At 57.5% G+C, this 22,938-nt stretch carries 24 protein-coding genes; 8 read left to right on the forward strand and 16 right to left on the reverse strand.

The features are described 5' to 3' along the window. Positions 1–10: 10 nt before the first annotated feature. The 10 genes from gspE to gspG are packed head-to-tail and all read right to left on the reverse strand — an operon-like array spanning position 11 to position 9,071. Positions 11–1,432, reverse strand: a complete 1,422-nt coding sequence (gspE, locus tag CHR62_RS13545; RefSeq protein ID WP_123661274.1) for a type II secretion system ATPase GspE — start codon at positions 1,430–1,432, stop codon at positions 11–13. Then, positions 1,429–3,828 (reverse strand): type II secretion system secretin GspD, encoded by a 2,400-nt coding sequence (gene gspD, locus CHR62_RS13550; protein ID WP_123661275.1) that lies wholly within the window; start codon positions 3,826–3,828, stop codon positions 1,429–1,431. The genes gspE and gspD overlap by 4 nt, the downstream gene beginning before the upstream one ends. Before the next feature lie 31 nt (positions 3,829–3,859). Further along, positions 3,860–4,627, reverse strand: a complete 768-nt coding sequence (gene gspN / locus CHR62_RS13555; protein WP_123661276.1) for a type II secretion system protein N — start codon at positions 4,625–4,627, stop codon at positions 3,860–3,862. After that, positions 4,624–5,220, reverse strand: a complete 597-nt coding sequence (gene gspM, locus CHR62_RS13560) for a type II secretion system protein GspM (RefSeq protein WP_123661277.1) — start codon at positions 5,218–5,220, stop codon at positions 4,624–4,626. Before gspM ends, gspN begins: the two co-directional genes overlap by 4 nt. Beyond that, complete coding sequence (locus CHR62_RS13565) at positions 5,217–6,242, reverse strand: type II secretion system protein GspL (protein ID WP_123661278.1); 1,026 nt, start codon at positions 6,240–6,242, stop codon at positions 5,217–5,219. Before CHR62_RS13565 ends, gspM begins: the two co-directional genes overlap by 4 nt. A gap of 2 nt (positions 6,243–6,244) precedes the next feature. After that, positions 6,245–7,147: a type II secretion system minor pseudopilin GspK gene (gene gspK / locus CHR62_RS13570; RefSeq protein ID WP_233575006.1), complete on the reverse strand. Its 903-nt coding sequence runs from the start codon at positions 7,145–7,147 to the stop codon at positions 6,245–6,247. Beyond that, positions 7,144–7,779 carry a type II secretion system protein J gene (locus CHR62_RS13575; RefSeq protein ID WP_123661279.1) on the reverse strand — a complete coding sequence of 212 codons (636 nt, stop codon included), beginning with the start codon at positions 7,777–7,779 and terminating at the stop codon, positions 7,144–7,146. The genes gspK and CHR62_RS13575 overlap by 4 nt, the downstream gene beginning before the upstream one ends. Continuing rightward, complete coding sequence (gene gspI / locus CHR62_RS13580; protein ID WP_123661280.1) at positions 7,776–8,147, reverse strand: type II secretion system minor pseudopilin GspI; 372 nt, start codon at positions 8,145–8,147, stop codon at positions 7,776–7,778. Before gspI ends, CHR62_RS13575 begins: the two co-directional genes overlap by 4 nt. Continuing rightward, complete coding sequence (gene gspH / locus CHR62_RS13585; RefSeq protein ID WP_158609133.1) at positions 8,144–8,659, reverse strand: type II secretion system minor pseudopilin GspH; 516 nt, start codon at positions 8,657–8,659, stop codon at positions 8,144–8,146. The genes gspI and gspH overlap by 4 nt, the downstream gene beginning before the upstream one ends. Further along, a complete protein-coding gene (gspG, locus tag CHR62_RS13590) occupies positions 8,631–9,071 on the reverse strand; it encodes a type II secretion system major pseudopilin GspG (protein ID WP_123661320.1) in 441 nt (146 codons plus the stop codon). Before gspG ends, gspH begins: the two co-directional genes overlap by 29 nt. Positions 9,072–9,269: 198 nt before the next feature. On the opposite strand from gspG, the gene CHR62_RS13595 reads away from it, so the two are divergent. Next, positions 9,270–9,734 (forward strand): type II secretion system protein N, encoded by a 465-nt coding sequence (locus tag CHR62_RS13595; RefSeq protein ID WP_123661282.1) that lies wholly within the window; start codon positions 9,270–9,272, stop codon positions 9,732–9,734. An 84-nt stretch (positions 9,735–9,818) separates the two neighbouring features. Here CHR62_RS13595 and CHR62_RS13600 read toward each other — a convergent pair whose 3' ends face one another. The 5 genes from CHR62_RS13600 to CHR62_RS13620 form a co-directional block, all read right to left on the reverse strand. Further along, the gene (locus CHR62_RS13600; protein WP_123661283.1) at positions 9,819–10,493 is read right to left on the reverse strand and encodes an A24 family peptidase; all 675 of its coding nucleotides are present in this window, start codon (positions 10,491–10,493) and stop codon (positions 9,819–9,821) included. Between the two features lie 53 nt (positions 10,494–10,546). Further along, positions 10,547–11,686, reverse strand: a complete 1,140-nt coding sequence (locus CHR62_RS13605; protein WP_123661284.1) for a formylglycine-generating enzyme family protein — start codon at positions 11,684–11,686, stop codon at positions 10,547–10,549. After that, positions 11,673–13,904 carry a sulfatase-like hydrolase/transferase gene (locus tag CHR62_RS13610; RefSeq protein WP_233575007.1) on the reverse strand — a complete coding sequence of 744 codons (2,232 nt, stop codon included), beginning with the start codon at positions 13,902–13,904 and terminating at the stop codon, positions 11,673–11,675. The genes CHR62_RS13605 and CHR62_RS13610 overlap by 14 nt, the downstream gene beginning before the upstream one ends. A 223-nt stretch (positions 13,905–14,127) precedes the next feature. Beyond that, positions 14,128–14,436 (reverse strand): hypothetical protein, encoded by a 309-nt coding sequence (locus CHR62_RS13615; protein ID WP_123661286.1) that lies wholly within the window; start codon positions 14,434–14,436, stop codon positions 14,128–14,130. 39 nt (positions 14,437–14,475) lie between these two features. Continuing rightward, on the reverse strand, positions 14,476–15,390 hold the full coding sequence (locus CHR62_RS13620; protein WP_123661287.1) for a pirin family protein: 915 nt from the start codon (positions 15,388–15,390) through the stop codon (positions 14,476–14,478). A gap of 375 nt (positions 15,391–15,765) precedes the next feature. On the opposite strand from CHR62_RS13620, the gene CHR62_RS13625 reads away from it, so the two are divergent. Together CHR62_RS13625 and CHR62_RS13630 are read left to right on the forward strand one after the other, a co-directional pair. Continuing rightward, positions 15,766–18,600, forward strand: a complete 2,835-nt coding sequence (locus CHR62_RS13625) for an MHYT domain-containing protein (RefSeq protein WP_123661288.1) — start codon at positions 15,766–15,768, stop codon at positions 18,598–18,600. Positions 18,601–18,602: 2 nt separating this feature from the next. Next, positions 18,603–19,601 carry a two-component system response regulator gene (locus CHR62_RS13630; RefSeq protein ID WP_093970344.1) on the forward strand — a complete coding sequence of 333 codons (999 nt, stop codon included), beginning with the start codon at positions 18,603–18,605 and terminating at the stop codon, positions 19,599–19,601. Here CHR62_RS13630 and CHR62_RS13635 read toward each other — a convergent pair whose 3' ends face one another. Then, the gene (locus CHR62_RS13635; protein ID WP_123661289.1) at positions 19,602–20,471 is read right to left on the reverse strand and encodes a LysR substrate-binding domain-containing protein; all 870 of its coding nucleotides are present in this window, start codon (positions 20,469–20,471) and stop codon (positions 19,602–19,604) included. 111 nt (positions 20,472–20,582) lie between these two features. Between CHR62_RS13635 and CHR62_RS13640 the strand changes: the two genes are divergently transcribed. The 5 genes from CHR62_RS13640 to CHR62_RS13660 all read left to right on the forward strand — a co-directional run bounded on the left by CHR62_RS13640 (position 20,583) and on the right by CHR62_RS13660 (position 22,938). Continuing rightward, positions 20,583–21,287, forward strand: coding sequence for an SDR family oxidoreductase (locus tag CHR62_RS13640; RefSeq protein ID WP_123661290.1), 705 nt, complete (start codon positions 20,583–20,585; stop codon positions 21,285–21,287). Positions 21,288–21,378: 91 nt separating this feature from the next. Continuing rightward, a complete protein-coding gene (locus CHR62_RS13645; RefSeq protein WP_093970346.1) occupies positions 21,379–21,588 on the forward strand; it encodes a cold-shock protein in 210 nt (69 codons plus the stop codon). 181 nt (positions 21,589–21,769) lie between these two features. Then, positions 21,770–22,090, forward strand: a complete 321-nt coding sequence (locus CHR62_RS13650) for a multidrug efflux SMR transporter (RefSeq protein ID WP_093970347.1) — start codon at positions 21,770–21,772, stop codon at positions 22,088–22,090. Positions 22,091–22,121: 31 nt separating this feature from the next. After that, positions 22,122–22,460, forward strand: coding sequence for a hypothetical protein (locus CHR62_RS13655; protein WP_093970348.1), 339 nt, complete (start codon positions 22,122–22,124; stop codon positions 22,458–22,460). Between the two features lie 73 nt (positions 22,461–22,533). Then, entirely contained in the window at positions 22,534–22,938 is a 405-nt protein-coding gene (locus CHR62_RS13660) for a group II truncated hemoglobin (protein WP_093970349.1), read from the forward strand.

The raw sequence follows: 22,938 nt of genomic DNA on the forward strand, positions 1-22,938 counted from the left end.
TAGTCAGGCATCAGGCGTCGCGAATGACACGCGCAATTTCCTCGCGCGAGGTAATGCCCTGCTGAACCCAGCGCTCGGCGTCATGCCACAGACTGCGCATACCGCCTTGCTGGGCTGCGCGACGCAAGGCCTGCTCACCGGCGTCGGCATGAATGCTGGCGCGCAAGGTGTCGTCCAGTACAAAGAGTTCGTGCACACCGGTACGTCCGCTATAGCCGGTATGGCCGCAGACTGGACACCCTTCGGATGCCCAAGCCGATGTACCATCGGCGTTGGGCACCTTGCAATGAGCGCACAGTTTTCGCACAAGGCGTTGAGCCAGCACACCTTGTAGCGTGGACGCCAGCAGAAAAGGCTCGATACCCATATCGACAAGACGTGTCACGGCCGAAACTGCGTCGTTTGTATGCAATGTGGCCAGTACCAAGTGCCCCGTCAGTGAGGCTTGCACGGCAATCTGCGCCGTTTCCAGATCGCGAATTTCGCCGATCATGATGACATCGGGGTCCTGCCGCAAAATGGCGCGCAACGCTGCGGCAAACGTCAGATTGATACGGGCATTGACCTGCGTCTGACCGATGCCCGGCAGGTCGTACTCAATCGGGTCTTCGACAGTAAGGATATTGGTGGTCGTAGCATCAAGACGACCAAGCGCCGCATATAGCGTGGTGGACTTTCCGCTACCGGTGGGGCCGGTGACCAGGAATATGCCGTGCGGCCGACGAATCAACGCATCCAGTTGTCCCTGGACATCGGCAGCCATGCCCAAATTTTCAAGTTGCAACCGCCCAGCCTCTTTATCGAGCAGGCGCAACACCGCGCGCTCACCATGGCCCGTTGGCAAGGTCGAGACCCTGACATCGATTGGCCGGCCGCCAACCCGCAGGGCAATCCGGCCATCCTGGGGCAGGCGTTTTTCGGCAATATCCAGACTGGCCATGATCTTGATACGTGACACCAGCGCGTTATGCAGTGCCCGGCGCGGACTGACGATATCGCGCAAGGTGCCATCGACCCGGTAGCGCACAATAGAATGTGTTTCGAACGGCTCGATGTGAATGTCGCTGGCACCGTCGCGCGCCGCCTGAGTAAACAGCGCGTTGATCATGCGGATAATGGGTGCATCGTCATGAGTTTCAAGCAGGTCTTCGATTTCGGGCATGTCCTGCATCAGACGATCCAGATCAATCTCGCTGGCGGCGGCATCCACAATATCCGCGGCGTCGCCTGTCTGCGCGTAGGCTGCGGCCAGCAATGTATCGAGCTCCTCATCATCCACTTCCTTTATCGGCATAGGGCCGTGTTGGCGACGGATTTCGGCCAGCGCCCAGGCGGGTGTACGCGGCGAGATGACAAGGGCGGCGCCACCCCTGCCGGTGCGAATAAGCGCGCGATGTGCACGCGCCCAGGCATAGGGCAAACGGACAATCATGGCTTTTCAGGCGTATCGGGCGGTGAATCGTTTTTTTCCAGGCTGCGCAAATCCAGCAAGCCCGTAGAGGCATCACGCTGAATGGCGGGCAAGGTCGCGGCTGCAGCGTCCGGCACTAGCCATGACGCCGCCCTGACTGGCACCCCAGCCTGCGCAGCCCGCATATAGTTGTAGCGGTCCAGCGTCAAGCCAGCACTATCTTCGGCGTTGCGCACAATGTGCGGCCGCAAGAAGACCATAAGATTCGTTTTACTGCGACCACGTTTCTGGTATTTGAACAAGTTGCCTAGCACGGGAATGTCTCCTAACAAAGGTACGGACACGACGCTGTCGTCGATGACCTCCTCGAGCAGACCGCCCAGCACGATAATTTGCCCATCATCGACCAGCACGTTGGTTTCCAGGGCTCGCTTGCGCGTAATGATAGACCCGCCTGAAGTCTCGCTCGGCAGCGTCGACGACGGGTCTATGCTGCTGACCTCTTGGTATAGCGACAGCTTGACGGTTCCGCCTTCCGAGATTTGCGGCCGGATCCGCAACGTCAGGCCCACGTCTTCGCGTTGCACGGTCTGGAAGGGGTTGCTGGCACCATCGCCAGTGGTGGTATATGTACCTGTCACAAACGGTACCGTCCGACCAACAACGATACTGGCCTGCTCGTTATCGAGCGTCATGAGGTTAGGCGTGGAAAGGATGTTGACGCCACCCTGCTTTTGCATTGCACGTGCCAGCACCCCCAGATTCAGCAATTGCGTGCCCAAAACGTCGACAGTGCCTCTGACAACCCCCAGGCTCATGCCCGCCGCCAGTGCATCGACGGTCGTGCCTGCAGCGGAAAGATTTCCACCAATGCCGCTACCACCCAGGTTAGATCCGCCAAAAAACGCGGTGCCTCCGTTGCTGATACTGTTGGCCCCTGCAGTCCATTGAACCCCGAACTCTGCAGCGTCTTCGGCATTGACTTCGACAATCAGGCTCTCGATCAGTACTTGTGCCCGCCGTTGGTCGAGCAGGTCGATCACCTCGCGCAGGCTACGATACAGTGGGTCAGGGGCTGAGATGATCAAGGTGTTGGTCGTCGGGTCGGCTTGCACGGTAGCCCCGCCCGCAGAAAATACGACTGTATTGGTGTTGCTGCCCGTCATGTCGAACATGGCCGCGCCAGCGTTCGCCCTCACCGTAGCCGCGCCACTGACTTGCGTGGCAAAAGCCCCTTCCAAGGGGGAAGGGGCGCTGCTTCCCTCAGAATTTCCGCCGGATAGTGGCACACTGGCCGGGTTGGCAGAACTGGCACCGCCGCTACCTTTGAGCACGCCGCGAAGTACGTCGGCCAGATGAGTGGCGTGTGCGTTGCGTAAATAAACCACATGAAGATTACCCGCACGCGATTCAGGGCTGTCAATGCGCAGAATCAGGTCGCGCGCCAGCTTCAGGCGCTCGGGCGTGCTAGCCCGCACCAGTACCGAATTGCTGCGCGGGTCTGCCACAATATTGACTTGCTTGATCTGGTCGCCGCCACCAGCATGCAGCAACTGTTGTGTCAGTGCCGCCACGTCCAGCGCGACGCCATATCGAATGGGAATCACATCGGTGCTGACAGAGGTTGGCGTATCAATACGTGCGATGACCTCGGCCACGCGATTAAGGTTATCGGCGTAGTCTGTAATGACCAAGGTGTTATTGCCCGCGTGCGCGGCAATAGTGTTGTTCGGGGCGACCATGGGCCGCAGAATCGGTACAAGTGTCGCTGCACTTTCATAGCGCAATGGAAACACCCGCGTAACTAACTCACCGCCACGAGCGGACTGACTGCGCGATACGACAGGGCCACCCTGGAGCTTGGCATCGGCTTCAGGCACGACGCGACTGACGCCGTCAACGTCGATGACAGCGAAACCCTGCATGCGCAGTGCACCCAATAGCATGGAGTAAGCAGTGTCAACGTCTACCGGGCCCTCGGATACCAGAGTCAACTGACCCCGTACACGCGGGTCTACCACGAAGTTACGCCCCATGAACTGAGCCAGGGCTCGCATGACCCCATTCAATTCGGCGTCATTGAAATTCAGTGTAGTCCGCCCGGCGGACGCCGGGTTGCCCTGTTGCGAGGCCAGTACGGTTTCGTCTTCGTACTTTGCGCGCTCGCGTATTGGCGACAGGTTTCGCCCTCTGGACTGCGGCGATTCGGCTTCGACGGTAAAGGGCTGCGCTTTTTGGGGTTGGCCTGAACCCACGGTTGTGTAAGCCACCAGCGGTGCACTACTGGCCGTTTGGCGCTCGGACTCTGTAGCGGCACAGCCACCCAGTGCGATGGCCAGCATTAACACAGGCGTGCTCGGGCGCCACGGGGCTCGCTCTGCATACAAACATTCAAGCAATGTGTTTAAACGGGGCATTGTCAAAAGACTCATAGAAAGAAAGTGTGCGCTAGCGAATTGTCATCAGGGTATGGCCATCGGGGCCTGAGCGGGGGCCGATCGCGTCGAGAAGGTCTTGCAGGGCTGTGCGGGTATCGCCACTGGCCGATTCGTGTACCCATGCCTTGCCGTCGAATTGCGCCCTGCCCAAGGGTGACAGGGTACCCGACCCTTGCATCATCCAGGGCCCCCGGGTGGTATTCAGCGCCAAAGTCATAGTGTTGCTGGCGCCCTGGCTCAGGATGAGGGTGTATTCCCCCATGGGTTGTATGCGGGTCAGCGAGGAAGACGCGTTGCGCCATTGCACAAACAGCATCGGGCCGCCGTCCTTGGCGGCAACAACGCTTCTTCCCAGATAGAGTTCGGGCCAATTAAGCAGCACTTCGCCCCCCGGGTCGAGCGTATTGAACAGGCCATGTACAGTGGTCAGCACTGACGCGGGTAACTGGAGCGACTGGGCCGACATCCGCAAGCCCTGCCACGACGGCGCCAGCTTCAGTGGCCCGCGCAACCAGGGGTGAGTCACGATCAGTTGCGGCCCGCCCTCAAAATGAAGACGCCACTGCAGCGGATCGGGCAAGCTGCGTAGCAAACCGCCAACACCAACGGCGACCGTTGCGCTGGCATCCCATAACGTGCCCGACGCGTCAATAACGCGCACCGGGGATGACTCGGGTATCCAGGCGATTGCCCAGCGGGCAGGCAACACCCGGAGTGCAGCCGATAACGCCACAACCAGCAACAGTACCAGCCACACGACCTTGACGGCGCGCGTCATGGCGACTTCCCCGGCTGTCGGGTCGGGGCCAATACAATTACCCCGTCAAGTTGGCCCGGCCGATCGCGGCCATTCAGGGTGCTGCGCGCCAGGTCCACTCGCAGAGCCTGCATCTGTGTCACGAAAGGTAAATTGCTCATCCATTCCATGATTCGACCGGCAGGAGCATTGGCAAACTGTACCTGCCACTGCATTTCTTTGGCTGCCACGCCGACTGGCCGGCTCAGGATACTGACGGTATCCAACCCAGCAGACCGCAAGCTGGATAGCAGCGCGGGCTCGATATCGCCGGCAGGTATGGCACCAGAGCGGCTTTGAGTCAACGCCTGTGCCTCAAGGATAACTGCACCAAGTCTCGCGCTCTGGGCCCGCAGTACCGGTAATTGCTGGCGTGCCGTCTGAACGGTTTGTAATGCAGGGCTTAGCGCAACCCCCCAAACCAGCACAGCAGCAATCATCCCTACCCCGACCCGCAAAAAATTTTGTTCGCGCGGAGTTCTGTTTTGCCAAGCAGTTCGGGCCTGATGGGCAAGTGGCTGCAGTCGCGCGCGCACTGTTTCGTCGAGTTCCGCCAATCGGGTCGCAAGTGTCATGGTCGCCTTGTCTTAGTCTGGGCAAGAGCAGGACGTTGTACGTGCCACACATGGGGTCGGTCCTCGTCTTTCTGCAGCTGCAGCTGATGTATCGCCGCCGCCTGCGCCAGGACGGCCTCACTGCCAGGCGGCACATAACCCTCTGCCAACGTCAAGGTCAGCACACCCTTGTCGTAGTGCAGGCCACGCACGTGGCTTTGGGCAAAATCAAGCACTTTTGCAGTCGCGAGTACCAGCGGCATAAAGTCATCCTCTGCTGCAGCACCGTGTGCAAGTCGTTGTGCATCGAGTTGACGTTGGGCCTGCCGGACGGGGTCAATGACGACTGGAATGTGCGGGAAGGCCTGCACCACCGTCGACTGCATGCCCTGCTGCAGGGACTCGACCTCGTTGGCAAGCTGCGCGGCATACCAGTTCAGGCCCGCAGCCCAGACCACTACCGCAGCGGCAGACCAGTAGATTGGTTTACGCCATTGGCCTTTGGCCGATAGTGGCCGCAGTTCGTCTTGTGCCAACGACCAGCTCGGCAAGGGTGCCAGCCAACGCGGCCCGGCCGGTAACCCCAGTGGTTCGGCAGGCGCGGGGTCGTCGGCAGGCAGCGCCAGCGACTGTGGAATGAAGGCCGCAATATTCAGGCCTGCTTCTGCAAGCAGGGCCCACGCTTTTACCAACGGCAGGCGTGCCGACCATGCGACGGTAACGTTGCCGTCGGCGGCCCTTGCACTGTGCGCCACGCACAGTTGGCTGACGTCTGACAAGGCCATGGGCTCGATGCTGCCTGCAACCGCCGTACCCAGCCTGCGGTTGGACACGGGAGGAACAGTGATATCAGCCACAACAGCATCATCGGGGTGCAAAATGGCGCAAACAGCCAAAGCCCCTGCCTCTGCACCTAATTCGGCCAAAGGCAGTTGTCCGGAGCGCGCCGCGCGCCCATCCCGACCGACCAGGACAAAAGCAATGTTCGTGTCGGACGTCAGGTCGGAGAGTAACGGCAAGGCCAGCCGTAAATGTTGTCTCATTATTATTGGTATGTAGCCCAGCGAATTGTCGGTAAACGACTGTCGCTTCGATGTACGAGCGCCCGCAAGCCGGCCATCGTATCACCAACAGTCACTTCACCGGTGACACGAAACCAGTCGCTGCTGACACTAATTCGCCGTCCCGCGTCGGCGCCCTGGCTACGCAAGCGATTAACAAAATCCGCCCGATTTGAAAACCAAAGACCTTTATCTCGCTGAACGATCAGGTCACGTGCACTGGCCAGACCAAGATCATCGACAACGGCGCCAAGCACTTCGGGCGTAGCGGTGTTGGCGTTGACCTTGGTAACTGCCGGCAAGACCGTGAGGTAAGGCTGCAAGGCGTCGATTGCCTGCGCGGTAACACCGTGTACAACACGCAGATCATCAAGGCTGCGCAGCCCCACCGCCGCGGCCCTCCCTTCTTTACCAAACTGCGCGTCAGCGACCCGTTGCGCTATGAGCGAGGCCAGCGAGGCATCAAACCCCAGCCACCCCAAAAGACGCTCCAGCACCAAAACCTCTTCCCGATTAATGCTGGCGTTATCGGCCAGATTGCGCAGATTGTATTTGCCTTGCTCGTCTTCAATCTGCCCCGAAAACAAGGCGTACTCGGGGTCATCGGCACTACCGACGGGGAGACCGATAACGGGGCGCGCCCAGATTGCATCCGGCCGGGTGGTCGGGTTGTCGCGGGCATCCATTTGCAGCACAAAACGTGCCCAGTCCAGCCCCCCTCGCAACATCAAGGCGGCCTGGCTTCGGTCACCTTCTGTAATGAGGATATTAGCCAAAAGCCCTTGGCGCTCGATGATGGAAGCCGCTAGTGTCGACGCGGCAACGACAACAACCAGGGCGGCGATAATGGCCATGCCGCGTTGGCGAACGGCGTTATATCGGATCATGGCAGCAGCACCACTTTGCGGTAGGGCTTGTCGGCGGCCGGCCCCTGGCGATACAGGGCAATTTCGAGACCGATCGGGCCAACCACACCACTACGCAAGCGTGGATTGGCCGCCAAGCTTTGCGTCGGGTTAACCCAACCCTGACCCGGATGCCATACCCTTACAGTCAGGGCGCGAACCTGCTCAAGGACAATAACGCTGTTTTCAGCTAGAGGCAGCGGCAAACGATGGGAAGGCGCACCTGTTGCCCGCAACAGCCTGCCATCTTCGAGATGCCAGCGCAATTGCTGCCAATTGCCATTGCCTGCTTCGCGCACCAGGCCCAAACCGGTATTGACATCCCAGACAATGCCTGACGGCATCCCGATGTTTGCCTGCACGTTGTCTGTCAACCCCATCACCGACCCCGGCAAGATATCCGGACCTGCGTGCAGCAAAACATCACGTTCGATCTGGTTCAGCACCCTCAGCAGCGACAGCGTTTCCTCGGCGCGCCCATCAAGGTGTTCGCCCGCATTGTGCACCGTTTCCAGACCCCGCCAGGAAATAAGACTAACCAGCGCCATCAGGGTGAGCGCAACCAATACTTCGATGAGGGTGAAGCCTTGCTGGCTGTTGTGAGCAACCCTCATCGCAACCTCGGCATCAGTGCATCGAGCCGTGCCAATATCGGCCCGTTGCCCAGGGTCACACGTACTGTAACGCGCCTGAAGTTATTGTTCGGCGTCTCTTGCACCTCCTGTTCACACGCAAGCGCCAGTGTGCCTTGGGGGCATGGCTGGGCGCGTCGGCCCAAGGCTGGGAAAACGGCCTGGAGCCGCATTTCCGCCAAGAAGTTCTGTGCCGCTTGCTGTGCCAGGCTGCGTTCTTGCATGTTGCGCACGCCGTTAACACCTACACCCAAGGCACGTACGCACGCAGCCAGAGCAACGCCAACAATCGCAAGCGCGATCAAAACCTCGATGAGCGTAAAGCCGCTTTGGCGAGCCACCGCCATCATGGATCGACCACGAAACGACCGTTACCCAACCGGGACAAGACAACCATATTGCCTCCAGCCTCAAGCGTCATTTGAAACGGGGCCGGTATCCAGTCGGCACCAAACAGCAGACCACTGTCGGGTTCGATGCGCACCGCCACTGCTTCGGATGAAATCCATTCGCGTGGGCGTAAGGCCGTGTCACCACCAATGGCTGAGTCGGTAACAGACTGCGCGCGCACAGCCATTCGAACCGGCAAGACAAGAGACCGTGGCTGACGGACAAAATAAAAGCCATCGGTGTCGTAGGCCCAGACGATGGCTTGCCCGCTGCCGTGGGCCTCGGCCTGTGCTGCGGTGAATAAATAAGCAAGCCTTTGGGCATCTTGACGCAGCGTGCGGGCGCCATCTCTGCCAGGCGCCGATACGCTGGCCATAGCGGTGGCTACGCCAATGATGACCAGGACGATCATCATTTCAAGCAATGTAAACCCATATTGGCGATTAACGGGCCCAGGAGCCAATATCGGCATCAACGCCCTCGCCTCCGGGCTTGCCGTCAGCGCCCAATGAAAACACATCGATTTCGCCATATACACCGGGATTCAAATATTGATACGGTGTATTCCAGGGATCGTTCGGCAAGCGATCCAGGTAACGTGAAGCCTTGCCTTGCTCGACCACGAAGGCGTTTAACCCTTCGGTGGACGTCGGGTAGCGGCCATGATCAAGCCTGTAGAGCTTAAGGGCCTGCATGATCGCACCGATATCTTGCTTCGCCGCAATGATACGCGCCTGATCGGGACGATCCATGACTTTGGGTACGACCAGCGCCGCAAGCACGCCCATGATGACCACGACCACCATGATCTCAATAAGCGAGAACCCTTGCTGACGCGCAGACTTGTGTGCGTTGGCGTTGAATGGGTGAAAGTCACCTGTCATTACGAGATGAGCCAATATTTTTCAAGAAATGGTTTGATTCAATTGAATACATTGAGTAAGCATTGATGTTACCCGATAAAACCCTGCCGTCACAACAAGATCGACAATGATGAAAAATTATGCTCGACAACAATGAATAAAGAGCATTTCTGATTTTTTTGAGGCATGATCCAAACTTGACCAATTTTGTGCAAAATCATGTTCCCACGTTCTACCCTCGCAGCTTGGCCAAATAATGTCCCGCTTATCGTTCAGTTGCTGGCTGTCTTGGCCGTGGCGATTGGCCTCGGAGTCTGGAGCGCACTGCTGCTTGCCCCTAGGCCTGTGGCGGCTCCACCCGTTCTGGCTTCTGGCCCGGCGCCGGGCCAGGATATTTCGCCGCTGGTCAATTGGTTCGGTGGCAATAGCGCTCGCTTGCGCATCGCGGTTTTGGGGTTGCTGTCTTCCGGCGAGCGCGGCACAGCCCTGCTTTCTGTAAACGGTGGGCCAGCCAAAGCATATAGCGTGGGGCACACGCTGGCCCAGGGCGTTACGCTGGCGGCTGTAACGCCCCAAGGAGTATCTATAGATCAGGACGGTATCATCGAAGACATTAGGATGGCTAGCCAGGCAACACCGCCGCAGGGGTTTTCTTCAGCCGACCTGCCAGGCCATAGGCGATGACAAATGGTCGGTCACTAAAATAGCCCGCGCGCGTTAACCTATTTTGTCGTCGCGGCGCGCCTTTACAGTCTTTCTGTGAGCACCTTACAGCCTTAGCAGGGCGGCAATGCCGACAACAGCAAGGTAAGGGCCAAAGCTAAATGGCTGGCCGGCCGTCAGGCGCCCTGACATGAGGCGCAACAGCGCAATGCTTAACGCCAACAGTGACGAGACCAATAATACCCAGGGCAATGACGCCCAACCCAGCCACGCACCCAGCGCACCGAGCAGTTTGAAGTCACCGTAGCCCATGCCCTGGCGACCAGTCACCCACGTGAAGCCGCCGCAAATGACCCAGAGCACCATGTACCCCCCTGCTGCACCCAGCACTGCGTCTGGCAACATGGAAAAAGTGTCACCCAAGTTGACCAGTAAACCAAGCCACAATAACGGGATGGTCAACATATCGGGCAAGAAGCCCGTTTCGGCATCGACCCAGGCCAGCGCCAGCAGCATGACAACAAAAACGATGGCTGCAACGGTGGCCAGCGTCGCCCCGTAGCGCCAGCTGCATACCAGGCCCAAAATCGGGGCGACGACCCAAAACCCGGCACGATAGCGCTTATGGCTGGGCGAGGGCTCGGACGGAATGCCGGCATCAAGAAGGCGCGGCATGAGATAGGCCGCGCGGGCCAAGGGCACCGACAAAACAAACGCTACTGCAAGCGCTACCACTGCCGCGGTTGCAGGCCCAATATCCCAGACCGTCCATAAGCCCATGTTAGTTTCCTTGCTGGCATTAAGCCACGTACGACAGCAGCAGAATGACGGCCTTATCGGGTCGACATAATAGCCGTCGGTGCAGGCGCATCCTTAACCAAGCGAAACCCAACATGAGACATGGGGCTGTAGGGGTCTGAACCACGTCGCGCACTGGGACGGTACGACAGACAATAGCTTTCGTTGCAAAGGAACGAACCGCCCCTTATCACGCGCTTTGGCGCATCGACCGGAACACCAGGGTCGGATGGATCGAACGCCTTCGCCGGGCCTTTCGGGTCGTTGAGCGGCCCTTTGGCGGCCGCTTGCTGGCGAAAATAATCGGCGCTGTACCAGTCGGCCACCCATTGCCACGCGTTACCAGTCATATCATGAAGACCATAACCGTTGGGCGGAAAAGTTTTGGCTGGCAAGGTGCCCTCGGCGCCGCCGGCCTTGGGGCTGACCACCGGGAATCGGCCCTGTCTTTCGTCCCAATAATTGGCCATAGGCTGACCATCGGGCATCAGTTCGTCGCCCCATACATAAGTAGCCTGTTCCAGACCACCACGCGCGGCATATTCCCATTCGGCCTCGGTGGGCAGGCGCTTGCCCGCCCATGCCGCATAGGCCTGCGCGTCTTCATAGCTGACTTGCACGACGGGGTGATCGCCCTTGCCTTCGATTGAACTGCCTGGCCCTTGCGGATGCCGCCAATTGGCACCTGGCACATAACGCCACCATTGCGAATAATCATTCAGATTGACCGGCCCCTTGGTACCGACGAAGACCATGGCACCCGCCACCAGTACATCGTCAGGTGGCCGTGGAATGCCCGGGGGCAACTGCACGCGTATTGTTTCCCAGTCGGGTTTCTTTTCGGCGGTCGTGACATAGTTCGTGTCACGCTGAAACTTATCGAATTGGTCGTTGGTGACATGGGCTATGTCCATCCAGAAACCCTTCACCCTCACGACGTGGGCGGGCCTTTCGTTGGGCTGAGCCAACTTGCTGTCGCTACCCATCTGAAAGGCGCCGGGAGGCACCCAAACCATATCCGCAGGCGTAGACACGCCATCGCCAACAACAACCACTGGCTTGGCCAGCGGCCTCGACGAAGGGCTTTGCCAGAGAACAGCGGTGGCAACGAGAAAACCCAGCGTCGCAACCGCAACCCAGAGCCGCTTGCGATACAAGAGTTTAATAGAGGCCATATGTGGGTGCGCAGGTTTTGTTTAAATTGGCCTGAATGACTGCTTCGTCGGTGTTGTTCGTCTTACCGTCGCGAAAGTCACCGGTTAAGGTCACAAAATCGTAAACGCTGGATAAACCCCAGGCCTTGGCGATTCGGGCCCAATTACTAAGGTCTTCGGCGTTGACGACGCCATCCATGTTGCCATCGCCCGGGCAATCAGGGTTAGAGGCCAGGATATCCCCGAGCTTGGCAAACAATTCGTTGTAGGCGGCTTGCGTTTCGGCGTTTGCAGACGGGTCGAGCTTGCGATCAGCGGTATCAAGCAACGGTTTGGGCTTGGCCTGATTGATCTCGTATAACTCGTAGACAGTCTTTTTTTCGAACTTGTCTGTGGGGGGGGGCACATAGTCTTCGCTGACGTTTCGTACAAGCTTGAAGCGGTCGTTGCGGATGGCCAGCGACGACTCAGGCACAATGTCCAATACCGAAGTGGGGTCGTTCTTGTAACGTGCCTCATTAACCGCCGCACATGTGGCATAACCTTTAATTGGGTCGGGGGCCGGCAACACCGAAATGTCATTGTATCCAGCCCCCCACCATACGCCCTGGTTATCCTCACAAACGCCTTTCGATATGGGAATAATGGTGCACGACGTTCCAATGACGCAAGGCCCGTTTTTGGCCCCATCGGCTTGCTGGTTCAAGCCGCCCATGGCGAAGTTAATCGTGCGCAAGCTGCCTTGGCCGGGGTTTGTCAGGTAAGGCAAAATCCCCACTGAGTCAATGGTACGCGGCACTTCTTTGTGTGCATCCAGGCCGGCCAGCTCGCCAAAGAATTGAAATAAATCTACCGTGTTAACCATATGATCGACTTCCCGGTCAGGCTCAACAACTTGCGGCCCCGCAATAATCAGCGGGTCCCAGACGCCCGTCTGGTAAGCGGTGCCCTTCGCCCTTGTCGGATCAAACGGCAACTTCACCGAAGAGCCCAGTGTGCCATTGTCGCCCACGATCACAATGACAGTGTTCGATGCCTTGGGGTCGTAGTTCAGACTGCCGTCGGGCTTGCGCGTGGCCAGACCAGTTTCGACCAGCAGCCGGCCAAACTCGGTGTCCATGGCTTCTGTCATGCGATCTTGAAGAAAACGTCCCTCGACAGGCTTTCCGGTACAGCTCAGGTTATCTAGCGCGCCGGTATGCCCCGGCACCAAAGATTTCGGAGGTTGTTGCAATGGCGTATGAGGCGCGCTGTAGCTGACCGTGGCCATCCAGGCCCTGTCGGCAGAACGAGTGTTGATCCAGTCAATGGCTGCATCAGTCTCGATGCGGGTGCGATACCCACGTGCGCGTGGATCAGTCAGCTTGACTACTTCGACATCACCGTTTTTTATGATAACGAGCGGTGAGACGTAGTAGGCATTTTGGCGCGTAAAGTCGAGCGATGCCGGAGGAGTGCCACACGTAGCTTCGGGGACGAAGATGCCGCCAGAATCCAGACATTGCAGACCGGGTACATCTTGCGACGGCGATGCCGGGGGAATGACCGTGCAACTGCCATTGGGCTGGTAGCAGGCGCCTTTCTCGGCGCCACCGACGACCGACTTGCCGGGAACGAAACCGCACACATGCGTGCCCGACGCTGTGGCGTTATCGCCCGCCGTAGTATCGATAGAGCTGGGCAGCCCGCCTACCCACCCGTAGAAATAATCCCATCCGAGCACGCTGGGTGTGGCGTTCTCGGCTTCGTTGTTTTCCGGGCCGGCCAAGTGAAACTTGCCGAACATTCCGCTTTCGTAGTTGGCCCGCTTAAGTAGCTTGGGCGCGGTCATATCGTAGGGCGATATTTGAGACGTGGCCAGGTCGTTGGGACCGATGGCCTGTTGTATGCCGGTGCGCAACGGGAAACGACCCAAAAAGAATGCGGCGCGACCTGGGGAGCACTCGGGCATGGACCAGGTATTGCGAAAGCGAACCCCTGCGCGAGCAACGGCATCTATATTGGGCAAATTGGGCCCCAAACCCCTACCCACATTTTCGCCCGCGATGGGGTTGTCGATCCCGCCATAGCCAAAGACCTTCATCTGGTCGATGCCGACGTCATCCATGATTACGAAAAGGATGTTCGGACCTTGCGTGCCTTTAACAGAATCGCCCGAAGGTGAGTTACCGCTGTTGCAGCCCGCGAGCACAGCTGTAGCCAGGCCTGCAGCAAGCAAGGCTGAAAATTTCTTGTTCAATTCGGTCTCCGGGGCTGCTTTGGCTGACACAGCAACATCTGTTAAAAGGCAATTCAAATCGCCACAAATCGTAACATCTTTGCATTCGAAAGGCGACAGATAAATAGCAGACACGCCATGAATTGGCGTGGCCTTACGCACCATGTCTGCAGGTCAAATTTACGTTTTGATACGGCCACCGGTCCGGGTACAACGTGTGACAAACTCTGGATCAACGTCGCCGTCATTCAGACGCGCCACCTTCGACCCCTTCGAGCGCCGCTTTTTCGGCGCGGTCTATCAGCCCATAAACATCGGCGATGCGATTACTGTAGCTAATCGTCGCAAGCTCGCCGGCATCGGCAACGCTACCCAACACTTCGCGCTCCATTTTGGCAATAAGGCCGCGCATGGGGCCGATAATCTGCGGGTTGGTGGACAGCATCGCTAAAACCAGAGCATCGAGTGTGACCTGGTTGGCGGCCTGAAGCCCCTCAAGCACGGCATTGATATCACTGACCTTACCTGCGAAACGCTCTACTTCCTTTTCCATGTCACTTCCTTCGGTTTTTGGCAAAAGTCCGATGGTAATTCATTCGGGCAACGGGATGAACTCGAGATCGTCGCCGGGAATCGCGGCAAAGCGTTGTTCTTTCCAGTCGGCCCTGGCCTGTGCAATACGATCTTTGCGGCTGGACACAAAATTCCAGTCGATGAAACGAGCGGACATGGTTTGGCCACCAATAATGGCGATGCGCGACTCGGCGAGTGCCGTCAACACAATGCCGGGCTCTGCCGAAAACACAGCCATGGCATGTTCAGCAATATGCGTGTCCCCGGCCTTCAGACCGCCTTGCGCCACATACACAGCACGCTCTTGAGCCTGGGGTAAAACGAGCGCTTGACCTGCTTGCATATGCGCCTCGACGTAAAGCGTCTGGGCAAAAGTTTTGACCGGCGACGTCACCCCGTAGGCCTCCCCCATCATGACCCGCAGCAACACACCTTCGACAGTAACCGAAGGGATATCTGCAGCCGGATAATGATAAAACGCAGGGTTTATCTCTTCATCGGCCTCGGGTAGGGCCAGCCATAATTGCAGACCATGAAGATTGTGCGCGACCGCTGTCACCTCTGGCCGCTCTCGTTCTGAATGCACAATACCCCGGCCGGCCACCATCAAGTTGATGTCGCCGGGCCGAATAAGCTGTACGCTGCCCACTGAGTCGCGATGGAGAATTTCACCCTCGAATAGATAAGTGACTGTCGCAAGATTGATATGCGGATGCGGCCTGACATTAATACCCTGCCCCGCCGGAAACCTGACCGGCCCCATATGATCGAAAAAGATCCATGGGCCAACCATTTTGCGCTTGGCCGTGGGCAATACACGTCGCACAGAAAAGCCACCCAGGTCTTTATCGCGAGACGGTATGACCAATTCGACCGCATCACAACCGGCCGAACTCTCGTCATCGGGCTCGTCTCTGTTGGTTTCGATATTCATGCGCCTCCCCTTTAATTGCCCCTAACACCAGAAGATCCAAAGCCCGTTCTGGCCATTTTTTCATCAAACTTAACTGAACGGCTATTTTGCAGCAATACGTCATCGCTGAGGCAAATGACACATAACGCAAAGAAGCGCCTAACTGCCCCCGCTGGGCTCGTCGGAAGGCAAATCGTTCATCGGCTTAAAATATGCTGCACCTAATGTCGACAAGACATCGATAACCCAAACGCATTAAGTACGAGCTTCCCCAGTTCACCGGAGCAACTCATCTTTTTTCTCGACCCCAATACCCCACATCAGGCCTTCGTACACGGTTCACACGATATCGGCCTGGTGCTACTCGCCGTCGTTGTTTCAGTCTTTTCAGCCACCATGGCGCTACAAACCGCCAGCATGGCGGCCAGCACACAAAGCCGGCTGTATCGGCATATCGGCCTTGGCGCAGGTGCCATCGCGCTGGGTGGCGGCATCTGGACCATGCACTTCATTGGCATGCTTGCTTTCGAATTGCCTGCGCCGGTGCGCTACGACACCACCATTACGTTGCTTTCTGTCGTACCTGCCCTGCTTGCGTCGTGGTGGGCGCTGCACTTGCTGAGCCAGTCGTACGTTTCGCGCTCGCGACTGATTGCTGGCGGCGTACTGGTCGGTGCAGGCATAGGCGCCATGCACTACACCGGTATGGCAGCCATGCAAACGCCATTACAAATGCGTTACGACCCGGCCATGTTCGGGCTATCGATTGTGGTGGCGGTCGGTATGGCCATGCTGGCGTTATGGGTCAGGTATGGTTTGCGACGCACTTCGCTTGGCCGCACACCGCGCCTGATAATTAGCGGCTTGGTCATGGGCCTAGCCATTGCAGCCATGCACTTTACCGGTATGGTGGCCGTGCGGTTCATTGGCGACCCAATGCCCACCCAGGGCGGTATCCTGCTCAATACGACCTATGCGTCGTTGGCCTTATCGTCATTTACCATTACCGTAACGGTCATGGTCGTAGCCGTCAACGGACTCATTCGCGCATACGATCTGAACCGTCGCATACAAGAAGGCAGCTCCCGTCTACAAGCCACGCTCGACACCGCCGTTGACGGCATTATCACCATCGACAGCAAAGGGATTATTCACGACTTCAACCACTCGGCCGAGCGCCTGTTTGGCTGGCGTGCAGACGAAGTCATTGGCAGCAACATCAAAATGCTGATGCCCGAGCCTTATCAGTCGGCTCACGATGGCTATCTGCACAACTATCAATCTACCGGACAGGCCAAGGTTATCGGTGTAGGGCGCGAAGTCGTGGGGCTGCGTCGTGACGGCTCTCATGTACCGTTGCGCCTGGCCGTCGGTCGCGTCGACCTGCCCGGCCAGTTGCTGTTTGTAGGCTTTGTCACCGACATCAGCGATCGCCACACGCTTGAGTCTTCGCTACGCGAAGCGGCGCAGCGCGCCGAACAAGCCGCTGCGGCAAAAAGCACGTTTCTGGCCACCATGAGCCACGAAATCCGCACGCCCATGAACGCCATTATTGGCTTCACCGATTTATTGCTGCAAACCAGGCTCGACGCGATACAACGCAGCCACCTCAATACGGTACGCGACTCCTCACGCTCGCTGTTAAGACTGCTTAACGACATTCTGGACACAACCAAAATGGAAAAGGGCCGTCTGGAGCTGGAGCACACCGACTTTTCGCTCAGAGCGCTGGCAATGCAGATCGAATCATCTTTACGACTGAGTGCTACCGCCAAGAAGCTTGCGCTGCACACGCAAATCCAAGATGACATGCCGGAGTACTATCGCGGCGACCCATTACGCGTACTTCAAATCCTGACCAATCTTGTCGGTAACGCCATCAAATTCACTGAAACGGGCCGAGTCGATATCGCGTTCTCCTCAGCGGCGGGGCAAATCCACATCACAGTCAGCGATACAGGTATCGGCATGACGCCAGAACAGGTTGGACGGCTCTTCCAGCCATTCACGCAGGCCGATGCATCCATCAGCCGCCGCTTTGGCGGCACAGGCCTAGGGACAGCTATTTCGCGGCAACTGGTCGAGCTGATGAACGGTACCATCAGCGTCGAAAGCGAACTAGGCAAGGGAAGTACATTTCACGTCACGCTTCCCCTACCGGTAGGGCAGGCACCCCATTTGGCCGACGAACCGCGCCCCGCCCCAACGCTGCCTAAACTGCATATCCTGATTGCAGACGATGTCCCGCAAAACCTCCAGTTGCTCGGTCTGGTCCTAGAAAATGCGGGACATAGTACGCGTCGGGCCGTCGACGGCAACGACGCCGTCGAGCAATACCGAAGCAACAGCTTCGACATCGTGTTAATGGATGTGCACATGCCTGGCGCCGATGGTCTTCAGGCCACCCGCCTGATTCGTCAGCACGAGCGCGAAACCGGGCAAACCAGGACACCCATCATCGCCCTGACGGCAAGTGTAATGGCCGACGACCGGGAAGCAGCCGCCAAAGCCGGCATGGACGGTTTCGCACTAAAGCCGCTCGACCCGCCCCGCTTGTTTACCGAAATAGCGCGTGTGCTCGGCACCAAACCAGCGCACGACGTCGCCAGCGCCACATTGCAAAAACCGACCACAAAAGCTGTTATTGATACCCAAGCCGGTATAAAGCTGTGGGGTACGCCAGCAGACTATGAGCTCGCCCTTCACAACTTTGTGCGCAATCTGACTCAAACCGAACCGCTGCCTCAAGAAATACCTGAAAACGCAGACTGGGATGCACTACGGTTCCATCTGCACCGCCTGAGGGGTGTTGCCGCTAATCTGGCGCTGCCCGCATTGTCGACCCTGTACGGCCAACTCGAAGACCTGATAGTTCAGCAACAGCATGCCGTTGTTCGACAACGCTTTTCTGAGGTCCACAGTGCGCTTGAACAGCTACGGTCCCAATTGCCCAAAGCCCCCGAGCAAGCCGACAACCACACCAACCTCGCCGCATCGTCAAAAGACATGCAACAAGCCCTCATGCGCTTGCACGGTGTCGCAATGCGCTGCGAGTTCGACGACGCCCTGCTAGGCTTGGTCTGCTCGCACCTTGAGCAGCGCGGTGCCCGCGACGATGCCGGCGCATTGCGAGATGCCATGAACGCCTTCGAATTTACACAAGCCACCGAAATTATCCAAAGACACCTTGGCGCATCGTCCCTCGACGACAAGAACATAGCGGAAACATAAGTATGCAAGACAGCCAAGACCAACGCCCCACCCTGCTTCTGGTTGACGACGAACCAGCCAACTTGCAGGTTTTGCGTCACACCCTACAAGCCGATTACAGGCTTTTATTTGCCCGCGACGGGAAAGCCGCCCTTGATCGCGTGCACGCCGACCGCCCCGACCTTGTGCTGCTTGACGTCATGATGCCCGGAATAACGGGCTATGAAGTATGCACAACACTTAAACAAGACCCCCGGACAACAAACATACCCGTCATTTTCGTAACGGCACTGGCCGATGCCGAAAACGAACAAAACGGCCTGGACATCGGCGCCGTCGACTACATCAGCAAGCCGTTTAACCCGTCGGTGGTGCGCGCCCGGGTTCGCACCCACCTTTCTTTGGTGCAGGCTCAAGAGCTAATGACGACTCGCCTGCAAATCGTGCAATGCCTGGGGCGTGCTGCCGAATATAAAGACAACGAAACGGGCATGCATGTTGTCCGGATGAGCCAATATGCACGCACGCTTGCAAAAGCCATGGGCTTTCCCGATAAAGAGGCCGACGAGTTGCTGCACGCCGCACCCATGCACGACGTTGGCAAAATCGGCATCCCCGATGCCATCCTGACCAAACCCGGAAAACTGTCGGACGACGAATGGGCCGTCATGAAGCAGCACACCATCATTGGTGCCGAAATCTTGGGCCAACACCCTTCGGGTCTGCTTAATCTGGCCGCTACCATTGCGCGCAGTCATCACGAACGCTGGGACGGCACCGGCTATCCTGACGGCCTCAAGGGTGAAGATATCCCGGTGGCCGCGCGCATTGTTGCGGTCGCCGACGTTTTCGATGCGCTGACCAGCGAAAGACCATACAAACACGCGTGGTCAGTCGACGATGCCCTGGACTTTATGCGCCAACAAAGCGGTCAACACTTCGACCCAACGGTGGTCGAAGTCTTTATCAGGAATTTGCCGGAAATTCTGGCTATACGACAGAGATGGGCAGATACGGCCTGACTATTGGCTTAGATGTGTGGCACACCAATCCCATACAGCGCTAGCGGCACTGTTTACATGCATATCACGCTTGCGCACCAGGTAAAAATCGGGCGCGACGGTTTTCGTGACGTCGGTCATTTGCAACAAGCGGCCCGCCGCCAGATCGGCGGCGACAAATGCCCTGCAGGCCAACGCCACCCCTTGCCCCGCCATCGCAGCATCCAGCGCGAGTGCGGTCTGGTTAAAGACCAGGCCCGGTAACTTTTCTGAAACGCCAAGAAATTTCGGCCAATGATTATGTGCGTCGTGCAACAAGGGCAACGACCGCAAGCGAGCAGCCTCAAGCGGCAACCGCAACCCTGTTGCCAGATGCGGGCTGGCCACTGCCACCAGCGATTGCCGGAAGAGCAACCTGGCCTCAAGGTCGGGCGCAAATGGTGGCCTCGTCAAACGCACCGCCAAATCAACTTGATCGCGGTCGAAATCTGACAATGACTCTGTCGCCAGCGTACGCAAATCAATACCAGGCAGGGCCGCATTCAGTTCAGCCAAACGCGGAATAAGCAATTTGGTAGCCACGGTAGGCGTAACACTGATAGTGACCGTGTCGGGCCTGGCCTGCAACTGCTGGGTTGATTCGGCCAACGTGTCGAACGCCCGCGTGACCTCGGCCAGATAGCCTGCCCCTGACGGCGTCAGCGCCAACCCCCGAGGCAAGCGCCGAAACAGCACAACACCCAAATGCGCCTCGAGGCCCCGTACCTGCTGCGCCACCGCGCCCTGTGTGACGCCGAGCTCGTCGGCAGCCGCACGAAAGCTGAGTCGCCGACCCGATACCTCAAAGGCCCTCAGCGCATTCAGCGGAGGCAACTTTCGACGTGATTGCATAACAATCTCTGGGAGTAGTTTTTCTACACTTTATTGCGTTTATTCTTCGCGCGCAAATTAACGTCATTACACCCATAATTAAAAGGTAAACACATACTGATGGAGAACAAAATGTCTGTAGAAAAAGTAGCAGTAATTACAGCCGGTGGGTCTGGTATGGGCGCTGCGGCTGCCCGCAAGCTGGCGCAAGACGGCTACCGGGTAGCGATCTTGTCGTCGTCGGGCAAGGGTGAGGCGCTGGCACAAGAGCTCGGCGGCATCGGCGTAACTGGCTCAAACCAAAACAACGAAGATGTACAACGCGTCGTCGACCAAGCCATGGCGCGCTGGGGACGCATCGACGCTCTGGTCAACTCTGCAGGGCATGGCCCACGCGGGCCCATTCTTGATATCTCCGATGACGACTGGCACAGCGGCATGGAGGTTTACTTTTTGAGTGCGGTCAGGCCTGCAAGGCTCGTCGCCCCAATCATGGCCGCACAAGGCGGCGGCGCCATTGTCAATATTTCTACAGCCTGGGCTTTTGAACCTGCTGACATGTTCCCGACATCAACCGTCTTTAGGGCCGGGTTGGCCAGTTTCACCAAGATTTTTGCCGACACCTATGCCGCCAAGAATGTGCGTATGAACAACGTACTACCCGGCTGGATCGACAGTCTGCCCACAACTGATGCGCGACGAACCAGCGTACCCATGCAGCGCTATGGCAAGGCTGAAGAAATTGCGGCCACCATTGCCTTCCTGCTTTCAGACGGCGCAGGCTACATTACCGGCCAAAATATCCGCGTCGACGGCGGCATCTCGCGCTCAGTTTAATTGAAACCAAAAGTAACTTAAGTGGCTTTATATCCTTATACAGTCCACAGTGTTCGAGGGGATACTTTTCCCTTTTAACTAGGAAATTCAATTGACTACAGAAATCGGTATCGTGAAATGGTTCAACAACGAGAAAGGGTTCGGCTTCATCATGCCTGAATCCGGTGGCAAGGACCTCTTCGCTCACTACAGCGAAATTCAAGGTTCAGGCCACAAATCGCTCGAAGAGAACCAGCGCGTGTCTTTCGTTGCAACGCAGGGCCAAAAAGGTCCTCAAGCGTCGAACATCCAGATTCTCTAATTACCCCCCGCGTCTTAACGGGCGCATTGCGGTAATTATGCAGGACCCAAGCCGGCCCCATTGAAACAATCGGGCCGGCTTTTTATTTGCATGGCAAGCAAGCCGCTATAATGAAAGACGAGGACGACCTCACCCATTACGGGCACTTATACCGGGACGACCCGACACTTAAGGAGCCGCCATGGCTTGGGGTCTGTTGATTGTTGCGGGTATTTTTGAAGTCGTCTGGGCTTACTCAATGAAGCTTTCAAACGGGTTCACCAGGTTACTGCCATCTGTGGTCACTCTGGTAATGATGCTCGCCAGTTTTTCGTTATTGGCGCTATCTATGCGTACCCTGCCGCTGGGTACGGCCTACACTATCTGGACAGGCATCGGCGCCATAGGCGCATTTGTCTTGGGTATTGTTATGCTGGGGGAACAGCTCAGCGCCACACGAATTCTCGCCGCTATACTCATCGTCAGCGGCATCGTACTCATGAAGCTTTCTTCGGCCGACTAACCTGCCTTGAAAAGGCGTTTTTCTGAACCTTATGAACACACCATCGTGGGGCTATGAGCGCCCCGACTGTATTGGGGACCACGCCCTGGCCTTGTTTATCGATGATATTCAGCGCGTGCTCGATCATTACATGCAAACATCGGGCGCGCCTGAAACACGTATGTTTCAGGCGCAAGCAACAGCCAATAAATTACTTAAGGCTTACGAGAACAACGCCCGAAAAACGACGGCCTTCACTGGCCAATCTATCGAGATAAAATCGGTCAGCACCGGAGAATCCGCACCCCAATGGGTACCGCTGTTCTCGCCGGGCCTCAAACAAGCACTTAAAAAATTACTTGACCGCAGCCAGGGTACAACAACCCACTAACTCGCTCGGGGCTTAAGTAAGTGTGTATTTGGCCAAAGCCCTCACCAGTACATACGCCCCTCTTAATCTCTTTATGTCCTCAGATACAGCACCGACACAAATCAGCCCCTACGACCAATTAGGTGGTGAAGACAAAGTAAAAGAACTGGTCGAACGCTTTTACGACCTGATGGAACTGGACCCGGCCTACCTGGCGCTTCGCGCCGCGCACGGACCCGAGCTGGCTCAAGCACGTGAGCGCTTGTTCTGGTTTTTATGCGGGTGGCTGGGCGGCCCAGCGTACTACATGGAAAAAGTCGGCCACCCCATGCTGCGCGCCCGCCATTTACCGTTTTCTATCGGCATTATCGAGCGCGACCAATGGGTCGCATGTATGGCTCAGGCCATGAAAGACGTCGGCATACCCGAAACGCTTAGTGAATCACTGAAAAACGCCTTCATGAGTACGGCAGACTGGATGCGCAACCGGCCCGAGTAA

Source organism: Pusillimonas sp. NJUB218 (assembly GCF_003788685.1).
GTDB lineage: Bacteria > Pseudomonadota > Gammaproteobacteria > Burkholderiales > Burkholderiaceae_B > Neopusillimonas.